The 16435-nt window shown below is 72.3% G+C and carries 10 protein-coding genes; 4 read left to right on the top strand and 6 right to left on the bottom strand.

The features are described from left to right. Nucleotides 1-61: 61 nt before the first annotated feature. Nucleotides 62-4612, top strand: a complete 4551-nt coding sequence (locus ACWEN0_RS14645) for a HAMP domain-containing protein (RefSeq protein WP_451973164.1) — start codon at nucleotides 62-64, stop codon at nucleotides 4610-4612. A gap of 4 nt (nucleotides 4613-4616) precedes the next feature. Continuing rightward, complete coding sequence (locus ACWEN0_RS14640) at nucleotides 4617-6983, top strand: SpoIIE family protein phosphatase (protein WP_451973162.1); 2367 nt, start codon at nucleotides 4617-4619, stop codon at nucleotides 6981-6983. Here ACWEN0_RS14640 and ACWEN0_RS14635 read toward each other — a convergent pair. From ACWEN0_RS14635 to ACWEN0_RS14625, 3 genes are all read right to left on the bottom strand, one after another. Continuing rightward, nucleotides 6967-7851 (bottom strand): cobalamin-binding protein, encoded by an 885-nt coding sequence (locus ACWEN0_RS14635; protein ID WP_451973160.1) that lies wholly within the window; start codon nucleotides 7849-7851, stop codon nucleotides 6967-6969. The genes ACWEN0_RS14640 and ACWEN0_RS14635 overlap by 17 nt on opposite strands. 91 nt (nucleotides 7852-7942) lie before the next feature. Further along, entirely contained in the window at nucleotides 7943-9037 is a 1095-nt protein-coding gene (locus ACWEN0_RS14630; RefSeq protein ID WP_451973158.1) for a calcium:proton antiporter, read from the bottom strand. Between the two features lie 51 nt (nucleotides 9038-9088). Beyond that, nucleotides 9089-9991, bottom strand: coding sequence for a LysR family transcriptional regulator (locus ACWEN0_RS14625; protein WP_451973156.1), 903 nt, complete (start codon nucleotides 9989-9991; stop codon nucleotides 9089-9091). A gap of 70 nt (nucleotides 9992-10061) precedes the next feature. On the opposite strand from ACWEN0_RS14625, the gene ACWEN0_RS14620 reads away from it, so the two are divergent. After that, a complete protein-coding gene (locus ACWEN0_RS14620) occupies nucleotides 10062-11795 on the top strand; it encodes a pyruvate dehydrogenase (RefSeq protein WP_451973154.1) in 1734 nt (577 codons plus the stop codon). A gap of 33 nt (nucleotides 11796-11828) precedes the next feature. Here ACWEN0_RS14620 and mftB read toward each other — a convergent pair whose 3' ends face one another. The 3 genes from mftB to ACWEN0_RS14605 form a co-directional block, all read right to left on the bottom strand. Continuing rightward, a complete protein-coding gene (mftB, locus tag ACWEN0_RS14615; RefSeq protein ID WP_451973152.1) occupies nucleotides 11829-12074 on the bottom strand; it encodes a mycofactocin biosynthesis chaperone MftB in 246 nt (81 codons plus the stop codon). A gap of 22 nt (nucleotides 12075-12096) precedes the next feature. Continuing rightward, entirely contained in the window at nucleotides 12097-13206 is a 1110-nt protein-coding gene (locus ACWEN0_RS14610) for an NDMA-dependent alcohol dehydrogenase (RefSeq protein ID WP_451973150.1), read from the bottom strand. 97 nt (nucleotides 13207-13303) lie between these two features. Continuing rightward, nucleotides 13304-14917, bottom strand: a complete 1614-nt coding sequence (locus ACWEN0_RS14605; RefSeq protein WP_451973148.1) for a sigma-54-dependent Fis family transcriptional regulator — start codon at nucleotides 14915-14917, stop codon at nucleotides 13304-13306. A gap of 210 nt (nucleotides 14918-15127) precedes the next feature. Here ACWEN0_RS14605 and mdo point away from each other — a divergent pair, with 210 nt between their 5' ends. Further along, complete coding sequence (gene mdo / locus ACWEN0_RS14600; protein ID WP_451973146.1) at nucleotides 15128-16420, top strand: NDMA-dependent methanol dehydrogenase; 1293 nt, start codon at nucleotides 15128-15130, stop codon at nucleotides 16418-16420. The last annotated feature ends 15 nt before the right edge of the window (nucleotides 16421-16435 follow it).

Below are 16435 nucleotides of genomic sequence, written 5' to 3'. Positions count from 1 at the left end.
CACATCGGGACGGCGCCGGGGCGCCGAAAACCGAAGAAACGGGTGGCGGATGGGTGGGGCAATGGTCGAGGGGACGCGCCCGGGCACGGGTGCGGGCGCTTCGGGCGTGGGCGAGGCGGGGGAGCAGGAGCTGCGCCGGCTGCTGGCCGGCTTGACCGCCGTCCGCGACGGCGACTTCGGCATCCGGCTGCCGGGCGGGACCGACGGTCTGCTCGGCGAGATCGCCACGGTGTTCAACGGGATGGCCGACCAGCTGTCGCTGTTCACCTCGGAGGTCACGCGCGTCGCCCGCGAGGTCGGCAGCGAGGGCCAGCTGGGCGGGCAGGCGAAGGTCCCCGGTGTGTCCGGCACCTGGAAGGACCTCACCGACTCGGTGAACGCCATGGCCGGCAACCTGACCACCCAGGTCCGGGACATCGCCCAGGTGGCGACCGCGGTGGCCAAGGGCGACCTGTCGCAGAAGATCGACGTCGACGCGCGCGGCGAGATCCTCGAGCTGAAGGACACCGTCAACACGATGGTGGACCAGCTGTCGTCGTTCGCCGACGAGGTCACCCGCGTCGCCCGCGAGGTCGGCAGCGAAGGCCGGCTCGGCGGCCAGGCCCAGGTGCCCGGCGTCGGCGGTGTCTGGCGCGACCTGACCGACTCGGTGAACTTCATGGCCGGGAACCTGACCGACCAGGTCCGCAACGTCGCCCAGGTGACGACGGCGGTCGCGAAGGGTGACCTCTCGCAGAAGATCACGGTCGATGCCCGGGGCGAGATCCTCGAGCTCAAGAGCACGATCAACACGATGGTGGACCAGCTGTCGTCGTTCGCGGACGAGGTCACCCGCGTGGCCCGTGAGGTGGGCACGGAGGGCCGGCTCGGCGGTCAGGCCGACGTCAAGGGGGTCTCCGGTACCTGGCGCGACCTCACCGACTCGGTGAACTTCATGGCCGGGAACCTGACCGACCAGGTCCGCAACATCGCCCAGGTCGCCACGGCCGTCGCCAAGGGCGACCTGTCCCAGAAGATCAACGTGACCGCCCGCGGCGAGGTCCTGGAGCTCAAGGACACGCTGAACACGATGGTCGACCAGCTGTCCGCGTTCGCGGACGAGGTCACCCGCGTGGCGCGCGAGGTGGGCACCGAGGGCCGGCTCGGCGGCCAGGCCGACGTCAAGGGCGTCTCCGGCACCTGGAAGGACCTCACCGAGTCGGTCAACGTCATGGCCGACAACCTCACCGCGCAGGTCCGCTCGATCGCCGAGGTCACCACGGCCGTCGCGCGCGGCGACCTGTCCCAGAAGATCCGGGTCGACGCCCGCGGCGAGATCCTCGAGCTGAAGGACACCATCAACACGATGGTCGACCAGCTCTCGGCGTTCGCGGACGAGGTCACCCGCGTGGCCCGCGAGGTCGGCACCGAGGGCAACCTCGGCGGCCAGGCCACGGTCCGCGGGGTGTCCGGGACCTGGAAGAACCTCACCGACAACGTCAACGTCATGGCCTCGAACCTGACCGGCCAGGTGCGCTCGATCGCCCAGGTCGCGACGGCGGTCGCGCGCGGCGACCTGTCCGGCAAGATCACCGTCGAGGCCAAGGGCGAGGTCGCCGCGCTGGCCGACGTCATCAACACGATGGTCGACACGCTGTCGGCGTTCGCGGACGAGGTCACCCGCGTCGCCCGCGAGGTCGGCACCGAGGGCATGCTCGGCGGGCAGGCCCGCGTGCCGAACGTCGCGGGCACCTGGAAGGACCTCACCGACAACGTCAACTCGATGGCGAACAACCTCACCGGGCAGGTCCGCAACATCGCCCAGGTGACCACCGCCGTCGCGCAGGGCGACCTGACCCGCAAGATCGACGTCGACGCCCGGGGCGAGATCCTCGAGCTCAAGACCACGATCAACACGATGGTCGACCAGCTCTCCGCGTTCGCCGCGGAGGTCACGCGCGTGGCGCGTGAGGTCGGCAGCGAGGGCCGCCTCGGTGGCCAGGCCGAGGTCGAAGGCGTGTCGGGCACCTGGAAGCGGCTGACGGAGAACGTCAACGAGCTGGCCGGGAACCTCACCCGGCAGGTCCGCGCGATCGCCGAGGTCACCAGCGCCGTCGCCGAGGGCGACCTGACCCGCTCGATCACCGTCGACGCCTCCGGCGAGGTCGCCGAGCTGAAGGACAACATCAACTCGATGGTCGAGTCGCTGCGCGAGACGACGCGGGCGAACCAGGAGCAGGACTGGCTGAAGTCCAACCTGGCCACCATCACCGGGCTGATGCAGGGCCGCCGGGACCTCGCCGTCGTCGCGGCCGCGGTGATGGACGAGCTCGTCCCGCTGGTCAACGCCCAGTACGGCGCGTTCTACCTGGCCGACGACACCGCCGAGGTGCCGGAGCTGCGGCTCGTCGGCGCATACGGCCACCCGGACGACGGCGACGGCCCGGCCGTCCGGTTCCGGGTCGGCCAGTCCCTGGTCGGGCAGGCCGCGCGCAGCCGCCGCCCGATCGTCGTCGACGACGTCCCGCCCGGCTACGCCACGATCTCCTCCGGGCTCGGCCGCACCGTGCCGACGAGCCTGATCGTGCTGCCGATCGTGGTCGAGGACCAGGTGCTCGGCGTGCTCGAAATCGCGTCGGTGCACGGCTTCACCGCCGTGCACCGGGCGTTCCTCGAGCTGCTGATGGAGCAGATCGGCGTCAACGTCAACAGCATCGTCGCCAACGCCCGCACCGACGAGCTGCTCGGCGAGTCCCAGCGGCTGACGGCCGAGCTGCAGACCCGGTCGGAGGAACTGCAGGCGCGGCAGGAGGAGCTCCAGTCGTCCAACGCGGAGCTGGAGGAGAAGGCGGCGCTGCTGGTCACGCAGAACCGCGACATCGAGACGAAGAACCTGGAGATCGAGCAGGCCCGCCAGGAGCTGGAGGCCCGCGCCCAGCAGCTGACGCTGGCGTCGAAGTACAAGTCGGAGTTCCTGGCCAACATGAGCCACGAGCTGCGCACCCCGCTCAACAGCCTGCTCATCCTGGCTCAGCTGCTCGCGCAGAACCCGACCCGCAACCTCACCGCGAAGCAGGTCGAGTACGCGGGCATCATCCACTCGGCCGGGTCGGACCTGCTGCAGCTGATCAACGACATCCTCGACCTGTCGAAGGTCGAAGCCGGGAAGATGGACGTCACGCCGGAGCAGGTGTCCCTGCGGGGCCTGCTGGACTACGTCGAAGCGACGTTCCGGCCGATGACCTCGCAGCGCCACCTGGACTTCCGGATCACCGTCGCGCCCGGGTCGCCGGCCGAACTGCTCACCGACGACTCGCGGCTGCGCCAGGTGCTGCGCAACCTCCTGTCCAACGCGGTCAAGTTCACCGACGTCGGCGGGATCGAGCTGCACATCGAGCCCGTCGAGGCCGAGCGCCTGCCCCGGCCGCTGCGCGCGCACGGGCCCGCCGTCGCGTTCCGGGTGACCGACACCGGCATCGGGATCGCCGAGCACCAGCTGGAATCGATCTTCGGCGCGTTCCAGCAGGCCGACGGCACCACCAGCCGCAAGTACGGCGGCACCGGGCTCGGCCTGTCGATCAGCCGCGAGATCGCGCAGCTGCTCGGCGGGTTCATCACGGCCGAGAGCACACCCGGCGAAGGCAGCACGTTCACCTTCTCCCTGCCGGTCGCGCGCCCGGACTTCGCCGCGCTGCCTGCGGGGGAGTACCCCGGCACCACCGTGGTGACCGGGGACGCCGGCGTGGGCGTCACAACGTCCGCGCCGCGGGCCTACCGGCGGCTGCTCGTCGTGGAGGAGCGTCAGCACGGGCTGTTGACGCTCGTGGCCGAAAGCGCCGCCGCGGACCTGGCCGACAGCCGCGACATCGGCATCTCGCCCGCCGACGTCGAGGTCGTCACCGCGGTCGGGACCCAGGAGGCCGCGGCCGCCCTCGCCACCGACGCCTTCCACTGCGTCGTGCTGGACCTGGACCTGCCCGAGCGGGCGGCGTTCGGGTTCCTCGACGCGATGCAGGGCGACAGCGCGCTGCGGCTGGTGCCGGTGCTCGCGCACAACAGCCGCCGGCTCGACGTCGAGCTCGAGCAGCTGCTGCAGTCCCGCGCGGACGTCCAGTCGCTGGAGGTCCTGTCGGGGCTGGACGAGCTGCGCGAGCGGATCGCGCTGCACCTGTCGGCGGAGGAGCCCGGCGCGGTGCTGCCGCTGGTCCGCCCGGACGAGCCGGCGGCGCCGGTGCGGGCGGCGGACGTCGACACCACGCTGGCCGGGCGCACGGTGCTGATCGTCGACGACGATCCCCGGAACGTCTACGCGCTCACCGGGATCCTGGAGCTGCACGGCATGCAGGTGCTGCACGCCGAAGACGGCCGCAAGGGCGTCGAGACGGTCGCCGCGCACCCCGGCATCGACCTCATCCTGATGGACGTGATGATGCCGGAGATGGACGGTTACACCGCGACCGCGAAGATCCGCGCGATGCCCGAGCACGCGCGCATCCCGATCGTCGCGGTGACGGCGAAGGCGATGCCGGGCGACCGCGAGAAGAGCCTCGCTTCGGGGGCCACCGACTACGTGACCAAGCCGGTCGACGCGGACGATCTCATCGCCCGCATCAAGCGGCACGTGACGGCGTGATCGGGTGACCGCCGAAGAAGAGACGCTCCCGGCGCTCACGCCACCCGCCGAGGTGTCCGCCAACCTCGCCCGCCTCGCGGACACGGTCGCCCGCCTGCGGGGCGAGGTCGACCACGCGCACGCCGTCGCGGACGGCCGCGCGCTGATCGAGCTCGCCAAGGGCGTCCTGATGGAACGCCTGCACTGCACGCCCGCCGACGCCGCCCGGCAGCTGGAAAGCCTGGCGGAACGCGCGGGGATGACGCCGCTGGAGTTCGCCGCGGACGTCGTCGGCGAGGCGGCCGAGGACCGGATCACCGAGGTGACGCAGGAGTTCCTGGCCCGCGCCGACGGGGAGGACTCGGTCGCGGTGCGGCTGCGCACGGCCGAGAGCGGCGTGCTGGCGGCCGGCGACACCCAGCGCGTCGCGGAGTCCATTTTGGAGCACGCACTGCGCCCGCTCGGCGCGACGGCGGTCGCCGTGTGGCTGGCCGGGCCGGACGGGTCCCTGACGCTCGCGGGCTCGGCGGGGTTCTCCGCCGAGGAGGCGGGGCGTTGGCGTTACGTCCCGCCCGGCGTCGCGACGCCGGCCCGCCGCGCGCTGATCGAGCGCGACACGATCTGGTACCCGACGCTCAAGGGTGCCGGGCTGCCGTCCATCGGGCAGCACACACTCGCCGAGGGCGGCCGCGTCGCCGTGCCCACCGGGACGGGCGGCCGCATCATCGGCGTCGTCGAGATGTGCTGGCCCGAGCCACTGCCCGCCGAACCCGGGCGGCAGCGCCGTCAGCTCGACGCGCTCGCGGAACTGTGCGCGCACACCCTGGACACCTGGGACGGCGTGGTCGCCCCGGTGGCCGGGTCCGGGGACTTCCTCGGCGAGCTGGTGGACTTCGTGGACGGCCTGCACGACCCGGCCGTGCTGCTCTCGCCGTGCGTCGACGCCGGCCGGCTGACCGACTTCCGGATCCACCACGCCAACGTCCGGTTCGCCGACCCCGGCGGGCGGCCGCGCAGCCGGATCGTCGGCACACGGATGCTGGAGGCGTACCCGCTCGCCGCCGAAGAGAGCGGCCTGCTCGACATGATCCAGCGCGTCTACGCCACCGGGGAGCCGTTCCGCGCCGAGAGCATGGCCGTCACGACGCTCGTCGACCAGGTACCGCTGACCGTCCTCACCGACGTCAGCGTGACCCGGTTCGCCGGGAACGTGCTGCTGATCCTGCGCATCCAGGACGACGCCGCGAAGCTCGCGGTGCTGCTGCAGCACGCGCAGCGGCTCGGCCGCATCGGCGGCTTCGAAGAGAACGTCGTGACCGGGGCGATCACCTGGAACACCGAGCTGTTCGCGCTCTACGGCCTGCCGCCGAACGCCACCCCGCTCTCGCTGCACGAGCTCGCGGCGCACGCGCACCCGGACGACGCCCCGTCGATCGGCCGCTTCCTGCGCGCGGTGCTGCACCACCGGCGCCCGTCGTCGACGGCGTTCCGGCTGCAGCGTTCCGACGGCGTCGCCCGGCACATCCGGGTGGTCGCGGAGCCGGTCGTGGACGGCCGCGGCGAGCTCGTCGCGGTCCGCGGGGCCTACCAGGACGTCTCGGCGCAGCACTGGACCGAAGTCGCGCTGGCCGCCACGCGGGACAAGCTGGCCGAGACCGAGCAGCAGTCGATCGAGCGCAACCGGCTCGCCCTGCAGCTGCAGCACGCGATCATGCCGCCCGCCACCGGCCCGATCGACATGCCGGGCCTGCGGGCCGCGGTCCGGTACCGGCCGGCGGAGAAGGAGCACCTGGTCGGGGGCGACTGGTACGACGCGGTCGCGCTGCCGACCGGCGAGGTGCTGCTGTGCGTCGGCGACGTCGCCGGGCACGGCATCGACGCGGCCACCGGCATGGTCAGCCTCCGCAACGCCCTGCGCGGGCTGGCGGCGACCGGTGCCGGGCCGGCGCAGCTGCTGACGTGGCTCAACCTGGTGGCCTACCACCTGACCGACCACGTGACGGCGACCGCGGTCGCCGCCGTCTACGACCCGGCGAGCCGCAAGCTGCGCTGGGCGCGGGCCGGGCACCTGCCGCCGATCGTCCGCCACCGCGGCGGCGACGCGACGACGTTGCCGCTGATCCGGGGTTCGCTGCTGGGCGCGGTCCGGGACGTCGTGTACCAGGAGGAGGAGCTGCAGCTCGACGACGGCGACATCCTGCTGATCTACACCGACGGCCTGATCGAGCGCCGCGACCGCCCGGTCCAGGAGACCGTCGCGCGGCTGCTGACCCTGGTCGAGCGCCACGGCGGCGAGCTGGAACACCAGCTGGACACGCTGCTGACCTACAGCACCGCCGACACCGACGACGACACCTGCGTGGTGGGCATCGAGGTCACGGGCGCGAGTTGAGCCGCCGGGCCTCGGGAGGTTCGCCGCCGCGCAGGACGTCGGCCAGGATCTCGGCGCCCCGGACCACCCGCGGGCCCGGGCGGTTGAAGTACGCCGGACCGTCCAGCACCCACACCTGGTCCTCACGGACCGCCGGGAGGTCCGTCCAGCCGGGCCGGCAGGCCAGTGCCGGGGCCTCGGCGAAGGTGCGTTCCGGCGCGAAGCCGCACGGCATCAGGAGGAGCACGTCCGGGCGGGCGTCGATCACCGCGTCCCACGGGACCGGCCGGGTGTGCTCGCCTGCCTCGGCCAGCAGCGGTTCGCCGCCGGCGAGGGCGATCTGCTCGGGAACCCAGTGCCCCGCGGGCCAGACCGGGTCGAGCCACTCCAAGGCGACGACGCGAGGACGGCGAGTCGTGGGGCGCACGGCTTCGAGGCGCTCACGCAACGCCCGGATCTCCGCCTCGGCCCGGCCGGGGACGTCCAGCACTTCGCCGGCCTGGCGCAGGCAGTCGAGGACGCCGTCCACCGTGGCCGGTTCCAGGCTCACCACCAGCGGCCCGGTGTCGAGCGTGCGCACGGCTTCGGACACCTGGCGGTACGACACCGCGCAGACCTCGCACAGGTCCTGGGTGAACACCACGTCGGGAGCGAGTTCCGCGAGGCGTGCGCTGTCGAGCGTGTAGAGCCCGGACCCGCGGTGCGTCGCGTCCGAGATCTCCCGGCTGGACAGCGAGTCCGGGTCGAACTCGGCCCGCGTCACGACCGGCACGTCCTCGAGGTGGCCCGGCGGCCAGTCGCACTCGTGCGTGCGGCCGACGAGGTCGGGCAGCCGTCCCAGCGTCGCGACCAGGTCGGTCGCCGCGGGCAGCAGGGAGACGATCCGCATCGGCCCACGGTAACCCCGGCTTGGGCGTGATCAGCGGGGCATCGGCCGTGATTGGAGGGGCATCACGCGTGATTGGAGGGGCATCACGGGGTCAGGGGTTTACCGCCAAGACCAGGAAGCCGGCCAGCAGGACCAGGTGGACGCCGCCCTGCAGGCGGGTTGCGCGGCCGGGGACGACCGTCAGGACGCTGACCACGACCGTCAGGGCCAGCAGGACGATCTGGGTCGGGCCGAGGCCGAGCAGGAGCTCGGTCGGGAGCCAGATCGACGCCAGCGCGATCGCCGGGATCGTCAGGCCGATGCTGGCGATCGCCGAGCCGTAGGCGAGGTTGAGGCTGATCTGCATCCGGTCGCGCTGGGCCGCGCGCGTCGCGGCGAGGGTCTCCGGGAGCAGGACGAGCAACGCGATCACGACGCCGACGAACGACTGCGGGAACCCGGCCGCGCGCACCCCCGCCTCGATCGCCGGGGACTCCACCTTCGCCAGCCCGACGACGGCGACCAGGGCGACCAGCAGCAGCGCGAGGCTGCCCAGCGCGGCCCGGTTGGACGGCGGCTCGGCGTGGTCGTCCTCCTTGACCTCGCCGTCGGCCGCCACCGGGAGGAAGAAGTCGCGGTGGCGCACGGTCTGCGTCAGCACGAACGTCCCGTACAGCGCCAGGGAGGCGACGGCCGCGAAGGTCAGCTGCGCCGGGGAAAAGGCCGGGCCGGGCGTGCTCGACGTGAACGACGGCAGCACGAGGCTGAGCGTCGCCAGGGTCGCGACGGTGGCGAGCGCGGCGCCGCTGCCCTCGGAGTTGAAGAGGGTGACGCCGTAGCGGCGCGCGCCGACGAGCAGCGCGATGCCGACGATGCCGTTGGTCGTGATCATCACCGCCGCGAACACGGTGTCGCGCGCCAGCGACCCGGCCTCGGGGCCGCCGGAGACCATCATCGTGACGATCAGCGCGACCTCGATGACGGTGACCGCCACCGCGAGCACCAGCGACCCGAACGGCTCGCCGACGCGGTGCGCGACGACCTCGGCGTGGTGCACCGCGGCCAGCACGGTCGCACCGAGCGCGACGGCCACGAGCGCGACGAAGACCGGGCCGAGGTCGCGGCCCCAGGCGAGCGCGAGCACGACCACGCCGAGCACGGGGGTGACGGAGGTCCAGGACGTCAGGAAGGATCTCAGCGCGGCCATGTCCCCAGCCTCGCACACCCTCGGTCACGATGCGTGGTCGTAAGGCGATTCTCACATTTCCGGCACTGTCCCCTGTGGACGGTCGGGCACGACGTCGAGCACGTGCCGGCGGAAGCTTTCGCTCAACGGCGGAAGAGTCCGCCCGGCCGCCCAGGCGAGCCCGATGTCGCGGGCAGCGTCCACATCGGTCAGTTCGAGGTGCGGTGCGGGAAACGCGGCCGAGCGCGGCAGGGGCAGCAGGGACACGCCCAACCCGGCGGTGACGAGCCCGCGCAGCGTCTCGACTTCGTCGCCCTCGAAGCCGATGCGCGGGCTGAACCCGGCTTCGGCGCAGAGCCGCTCGGTCGTCTCGCGCAACGCGTAACCCGTTCGGAGGAGGATGAACGTCTCGTCCGCGACGTCGGCGAGGCGGACGCGCCGGCGCCGGGCCAGCCGGTGCCGCGGCGGGACCGCCAGCCGCAGCGGCTCGACGAGCAGCCGCGCCCACTCCAGCTGCGGGTGCCCGCGGTCGCCGCTGGTGAGGACGACGTCCGCGGTGCCTTCGAGCAGTTCCGCTTCGAGCCCCTCTTCGCCGTGCTGCCGCAGTTCGAACCGCGCGCCCGGGTACTCGCGCAGGAAGCCGCTCAGGACCGACGGCACCAGCCACGTCCCGAACGTGTGCAGGAACGCCAGCGGGACGACGCCCGTGCCCGGGTCGACGATCTCGCCGACCTCGCGCAGGCCGAGGTCCAGCTGGTCGAGCACGACGTCGACGTGGCGCTTGAAGGCGTGCCCGGCCGGGGTCAGCTTCAGCCCGCGCCCCGACCGGCGGAACAGCTCGGCACCCGCGTCGTGCTCGAGCCGCCGCAGGGCGCGGGAGAGCGCCGGCTGGGTGAGGTGCCCGCGCGCGGCCGTCTCCGTGACGGTCGCGCCCTCGGCGACCGCCCGGAACAGCCGCAGCGTCTGCACGTCCATGCGTCCAGTGTATGGATGTTCAGCCCATCAGGCATTGGACGCATCGGTCGGCAGGCGTCACCCTGGAGGTATGGCAACCGTGGCAGAACAGCTGGTCAGGACCCTGCGGGACGCGGGCGTCGAGCGCATCTACGGCATCGTGGGCGACAGCCTCAACCCGATCGTCGACGCGGTCCGCCGCACCGACGGCATCGAGTGGGTGCACGTCCGCCACGAGGAGACCGCTGCCTTCGCCGCGGCGGCCGAAGCCCAGGTCACCGGGAAGCTCGCGGTGTGCGCGGGCAGCTGCGGGCCGGGCAACCTGCACCTGATCAACGGCCTGTTCGACGCGCACCGGTCGGGCGCGCCCGTGCTGGCCATCGCGTCGCACATCCCGTCCAACCAGATCGGCACCGGCTTCTTCCAGGAGACCCACCCGGAGCGGCTCTTCACCGAGTGCAGCCACTACAGCGAGATGGTCTCGCAGCCCGAGCAGCTGCCCCGGCTGCTGCGGATCGCGACCCAGGCCGCCGTCGGCAAGGGCGGCGTCGCGGTGCTGACCATCCCCGGCGACCTCGCCGACCGCAAGGCAACCGGCCCGCTGACCGAGCGCCTGCCGCTCGTCACGCCGTCGCCCGCCGTGCCTTCGCCGGAGACCGTCCAGGAGCTGGCCGACCTGCTGAACTCGGGCGAGAAGGTGATGGTGTTCGCCGGCGCGGGCGTCCGCGGCGCGCACGACGAGGTGCTGGCCGTCGCCGACAAGCTGGCCGCGCCGGTCGGGCACTCGCTCGGCGGCAAGGAGTGGATCCAGTACGACAACCCGTTCGACGTCGGCATGAGCGGCCTGCTCGGCTACGGCGCCTGCTACGACGCGATGCACGAAGCCGACCGGATCGTGTTGCTGGGCACGGACTTCCCGTACGACAACTTCCTCCCGCAGGCGCGCACGATCCAGATCGACCACGACGCGTCCCGGCTCGGCCGGCGCACCCCGCTGGAACTGGCGGTGCACGGTGACGTGAAGGAGACGCTCCGCGCGGTGCTCCCGCTGCTGCGCCCGCGCACCGACCGCGCGTACCTCGGCCGGATGCTGCGCGAGCACGTGCGGAAGCTGGAAAAGGTCGTCGGCGCGTACACGACGAAGATCGAGCACCGGCGGCCGATCCACCCGGAGTACGTCGCCTCGGTGCTCGACGAGGTCGCCGCCGACGACGCCGTGTTCACCGTCGACACCGGCATGGGCAACGTCTGGGCCGCGCGCTACCTGACCCCGAACGGCCGCCGCCGCGTGCTCGGCTCGTTCCGGCACGGCAGCATGGCGAACGCGCTGCCGCACGCGATCGGCGCGCAGCTCGCCCAGCCGGGCCGCCAGGTGGTGTCCCTGTCCGGCGACGGCGGGCTCGCGATGCTGATGGGCGACCTGCTGACGCTGCCGGTCTACGACGCCGGAGTGAAGGTCGTCGTGTTCAACAACGCGACGCTGGGCATGGTGAAGCTGGAGATGCTCGTCGACGGCCTCCCGGCCTTCGGCACCGACCACCCGCCGGTGAACTTCGCCGCGATCGCCGCCGCGTGCGGGATCTTCGCGGAACGCGTCGAGGACCCCGCCGACGTCCGCGGCGCGCTGCAGAAGGCGTTCGCCCACCCCGGCCCGGCGGTCGTCGAGGTCGTCACCGACCCGAACGCGCTGTCGATCCCGCCGCGGATCACCGGCGAGATGGTGCGCGGGTTCGCCCTCGGCGCCACGAAGACGGTGCTCAACGGCGGGGTCGGCAAGATGGTCGACCTGGCGCGCACGAACCTGCGCAACGCGCCCCGGCCGTAGCGCGGAAGGCCACCGCCCGGTGGGCCTTCCGCGTCACGGGTCCGCCACGATCACCCCGGCGGCGGCGAGGTGATCGAGGGCGGCGACCATCCGGGCCCGGCAGGCCTCGCCCAGCTCCGCGGCGTCGAGCGCGTCGCGGACCGTGGCGTGCATCGCCAGGGCGCGCACGACCCGGACGACGTGCGGGCTGCCGAGCAGGCACTCCTCCCGGCGTTCGCACTGGTGGCCGAGGGGCTCGGGCCGCCCCGGGTTCAGCCGGTACGCCCGGTCGAGGTCCACTGTGGACTCCCGGTGGACCGGCTCAGGCGTGGACGATCACGCCGCGGATGTTCTTGCCGTCGCGCAGGTCCTGGTAGCCCTCGTTGACCTGCTCGAGGGTGTACTTGCGGGTCACCAGCTCGTCGAGCTTGAGCTTGCCGGCGTCGTAGAGCCGCAGCAGCCGGACGATGTCGTACTGCGGGTTGGCCGACCCGAAGAGCGTGCCCTTGATCGTCTTCTCGAACAGCGTCAGGACACCGCCGGAGACGTGCACGGTGAGCTTCTCCGGGTTGGCGAGCCCGGTGACGACGACCGTGCCGCCCTTGCCGACGACGTCGAAGGCCGCGCTGACCACGTCTTCGTCCACGGTCCCGACGGTGATCAGGGCCTGGTCGGCCAGCTGGCCCCAGGTCAGCTCGTTGACCTTCTCGGCGGCTTCGGCGGCGGAGGCGAAGGCGTGGGTGGCGCCGAACTTGAGCGCGGCCTCCCGCTTGAACTCGACCGGATCGACGGCGACGACGTACTTCGCGCCGGCGTGCGCGGCGCCCTGCACGGCGTTGATGCCGATGCCGCCGATGCCGTAGACGACCGTGGTGTCCCCGGCCCGGACGCCACCGGCGTAGTTCGCGGTGGCCCACCCGGTGGGCACGCCGCAGCCGACCAGCACGGCCGTTTCCAGCGGCAGCCAGTCGTCGACCTTGACGACGGAGTGCTGCGAGATCGTGGCGCGCTCGGAGAACGTGCCGAGCATGCACATGGCGCCGAAGTCCTGGCCGCCGCCGTGGAAGCGGAACGTGCCGTCGGGCATGTGGCCCTCGAGGATGGTGGCGCCCAGGTCGCACAGGTTCTGGCGCCCGGTCGAGCAGTAGCGGCAGCTGCCGCAGTTGGGGATGAAGCTGCAGACGACGTGGTCGCCGGGAGCCACCTTGGTGACGCCGGGCCCGACCTCTTCGATGATGCCGGCCCCTTCGTGGCCCCCGATGATCGGGAAGCGCGGCACCAGGTCGTTGTCGATCAGGTGCAGGTCCGAGTGGCACAACCCGGCGGCGGTGTACTTGATCAGCACCTCGCCGGGACCCGGGCCGTCGAGGTCCAGCTCCATGATTTCGAACGGCTTACCGGCATCGAACAGTACGGCTGCCTTGGTCTTCACGGCCCTCTCCTCCACGTGCGGCGGTGCACCCTTCGTGCCTCGATTGTGTCGAGGGGGCCGTCTGACGGAGTGTCCGAATCCCGGACACCGGCACGACTCAGCGGACCCGCAGCGCCCGCATGCGGTTGTAGAGCGTGGAGCGGCTGATGCCCAGCTGCTTGGCCGCGCGCACCTTGTTGCCGTCGCACGCCCGCAGCGTCCGGACGATCACGTCGTACTCCGCCTGCTCCCAGCCGCTCAGCGCGGCACCCGGGGCCGTCTCCACGCAGCCCGGGGCGATGTCCGAGGCCGTGAGGTCGCCCGCGGAGCGGCGGTCGGCCGCGCCCGCCAGGACCCCGGCCAGCTCGCGCAGGTTGCCCGGCCACTGCTGGGAGCCCAGCAGCTCCAGCGCGCCCGGGGTCAGGCGCAGGGAGTCGCCGAAGCCGCGCAGGAGCTCGCGGGCGATCGCCGGGATCTCGTCGCGGCGCTCGCGCAGCGGCGGCAGCTCGATGCGCCGGTGCACGCGTGCGGCCAGGGTGGCCTGCTCGCCGCCCAGCTCCGCCGAGGGGCCGCTGAGCAGCGCGAACCACGCCGTCGTCGTGTCCAGGAGCCGGGCCAGGCGGACCGCCGCGAGCGGGGGGAGCAGCTGGATGCCGTCGATCACGATCAACCCGGACCCGTCGCACGCCGCCTCCACCCGGGCGCACCACTCGCCTTCGCCGGCCAGGACGTCGGAGCAGTCGAACTCGCGCACCGGCTCGTCGCCGGCGACGACGCGGGCCGCCGTGCTGCGGCCGGCTCCGGGCTCGCCGGAGATGAGCACGCGCCGGCGGGCGCGGCCGGCGCCGCGGAGGCGCTCGTCGATCTGCGCGGGGAACCGCGCCCGCCGGCCGCGCGGGCGCGACACCACCGGGCTCGTCGTCCGCACCGGCGCCAGCTCGAACAGCAGCCCGGCGTTCGCCGAAACCGCCTCGACCCGGACCTCGACCGGTGTGCCGGAGGTCAGCTGGATGCGCCGCAGCCCGCGCTGGGTCCGGCCCAGCTCCTGCAGCAGGCGGTGGTCGGCGGTGTCGACGAGCTCGGTCGCCGCCGTGTTCGCCAGCACGACGTCGTGGCCGAGCGCCAGGACCGCGCACGCCCGGTGCTGCACCGACTGGAACGCGGCCAGCAGCTGCTGCTCGGCGAGCTTCGCGCCGTCGAGCAGCCGCCGTTCGATGTCGGCGACCGCGCGCCGCAGGAACGGCGCGAGCAGCGGGTTCGCGTCGTCGGCTGGGCCGGTGATGTCCAGGACGCCGGCCAGCCGCCGGGTCGCCGGGTGCACCACGGGGTGGCCGTAGCAGGTGAACTGCTTCATGGCCTCGAGGAAGTGCTCGTCGCCGTCGACCGAGACGCCGCGGCGGGTCTCGAACGGCGTCGCGAGGGAGTTCGTCCCGGTCCGCTCCTCCAGGAACTGGCAGCCCGGCACCGCGCTGATGTTCTCCAGCGCCAGCTCGACCGACCGCTCGCTGAACCGCCGGGCCACGATCCGGCACTCGTCGTCGGCGAGCACCACGCAGAAGCGCGTGCCGGCCAGCTGCCGGGCCAGCTCGTCGAGCACCGGTGACGCCGCTCGCAGCAAGCGGCTCCGGCTGTCGACGTCGGCGACGTCCAGCCGGTCCACGGACGACGCCGGCGAGAGCCCGGAAAGCTCCGCCCGCCGCCACGACTGCGCGATCTCGGTCCGCAGGTCCACGCGCACTCCTCGTCGAGCCGGTACCCGGGGTCATCATCACACGGACCGGGCGCGGGGTGAACCTCTCCGTCCGGGCAGGTCGCGGCCCGCTCCGGCCGGACGGTTCCGCCGTCCCCACCCGGACGGTTTCCGGGATGAGCTGTTCCCCCTGCGCCACAACGGAAATACCGTCGGCCCCGCAGTGAAGCCCGATCGTGGAAGGGACACCCCATGCAGGTCGACGAACTGATCAAGCCGTTCCCGCTCAAGGAGTTCCACCCGATGCCGCGGGCGCTGCTCGGCCCGGGCGCGCACGAGATGATCGGCCCGGAGGCCCTGAAGATGGGCATGCGGCGGCCGCTCGTGATGACGTCGGGCCTGCGCGGCACCGGCATCGTGCACAAGATCTTCGAGTCGCTCAAGTACCACGGCCTCGACCCGGTGCTCTACGACCAGGTCGAGTCCAACCCGAAGGACTACAACGTGATGGACTCCGTCGCGTTGTACCAGGAGCACGACTGCGACGGCTTCGTCTCCATCGGCGGCGGCTCCTCGCACGACGCCTGCAAGGGCGCGCGCATCTCGGTCGCGCACGACGGGCGGAACATCAACGAGTTCGAAGGCTTCAACAAGAGCGAGAACACCAAGAACCCGCCGCACATCGCCGTCTCCACTACGGCGGGTACGGGGTCCGAGACGTCGTGGGCCTACGTCATCACCGACACCACGACCGATCCGGAGAATCCGCACAAATACGTCGCCTTCGACGACGCGTCCGTCGTCACCCTCGCGGTGGACGACCCGGTGCTCTACTACGACTGCCCGTCGCACTTCACCGCCCAGTGCGGTTTCGACGTGCTCGCCCACGCGTCCGAACCGTACGTCTCCCGGCTGAACTTCATCCCCTCGCTCGGCAACGCGCTGTACTCGGCCGAGCTGGTCGGCCGGCACCTGCGCACCGCGACCTGGCACGGCGACAACCTCGAAGCCCGCGAAGGCATGATGTACGCCCAGTACACCGCCGGGCAGGCGTTCAACTCCGGTGGTCTCGGCGTGATCCACTCGGTTTCGCACGCCGTCAGCGCGTTCTACGACACCCACCACGGCCTGAACAACGCCATCGCGCTGCCGCGGGTGTGGGCGTGGAACCTGCCCGTGGCCTACCAGCGCTACGCGAAGCTGGCCGAGGCGCTGGGCGTCGACACCACCGGCATGACCGAGGTCAAGGCGGCCGACGCGGCGGTCGCGGCCGCGGTCCGGCTGCTGCGCGACGTCGGCATCCCGGAGAAGTTCACCGACGTCAAGCAGGACACCCACCCGAAGAACCGGCTCGGCACGGGCCCGACGAAGGTCTACGAGCAGGCCGCGGTGATCAAGGGCGACGACCACGACGTCGACCGCGTGTCGAACCACATCCTCGGCGACTCCTGCACGCCCGGGAACCCGAAGGAGACGACGTTCGAGACGGTCCGCCCGGTCGTCGACCACTGCTTCAACGGCGACCTGGACGACTTCCTCTCCTGAACCGCGGCCCGCGGG

Source organism: Amycolatopsis sp. NPDC004378 (assembly GCF_053602455.1).
Note: the sequence above shows the minus strand (reverse complement) of the source record. Positions and strands in the feature narration are given on the sequence as shown.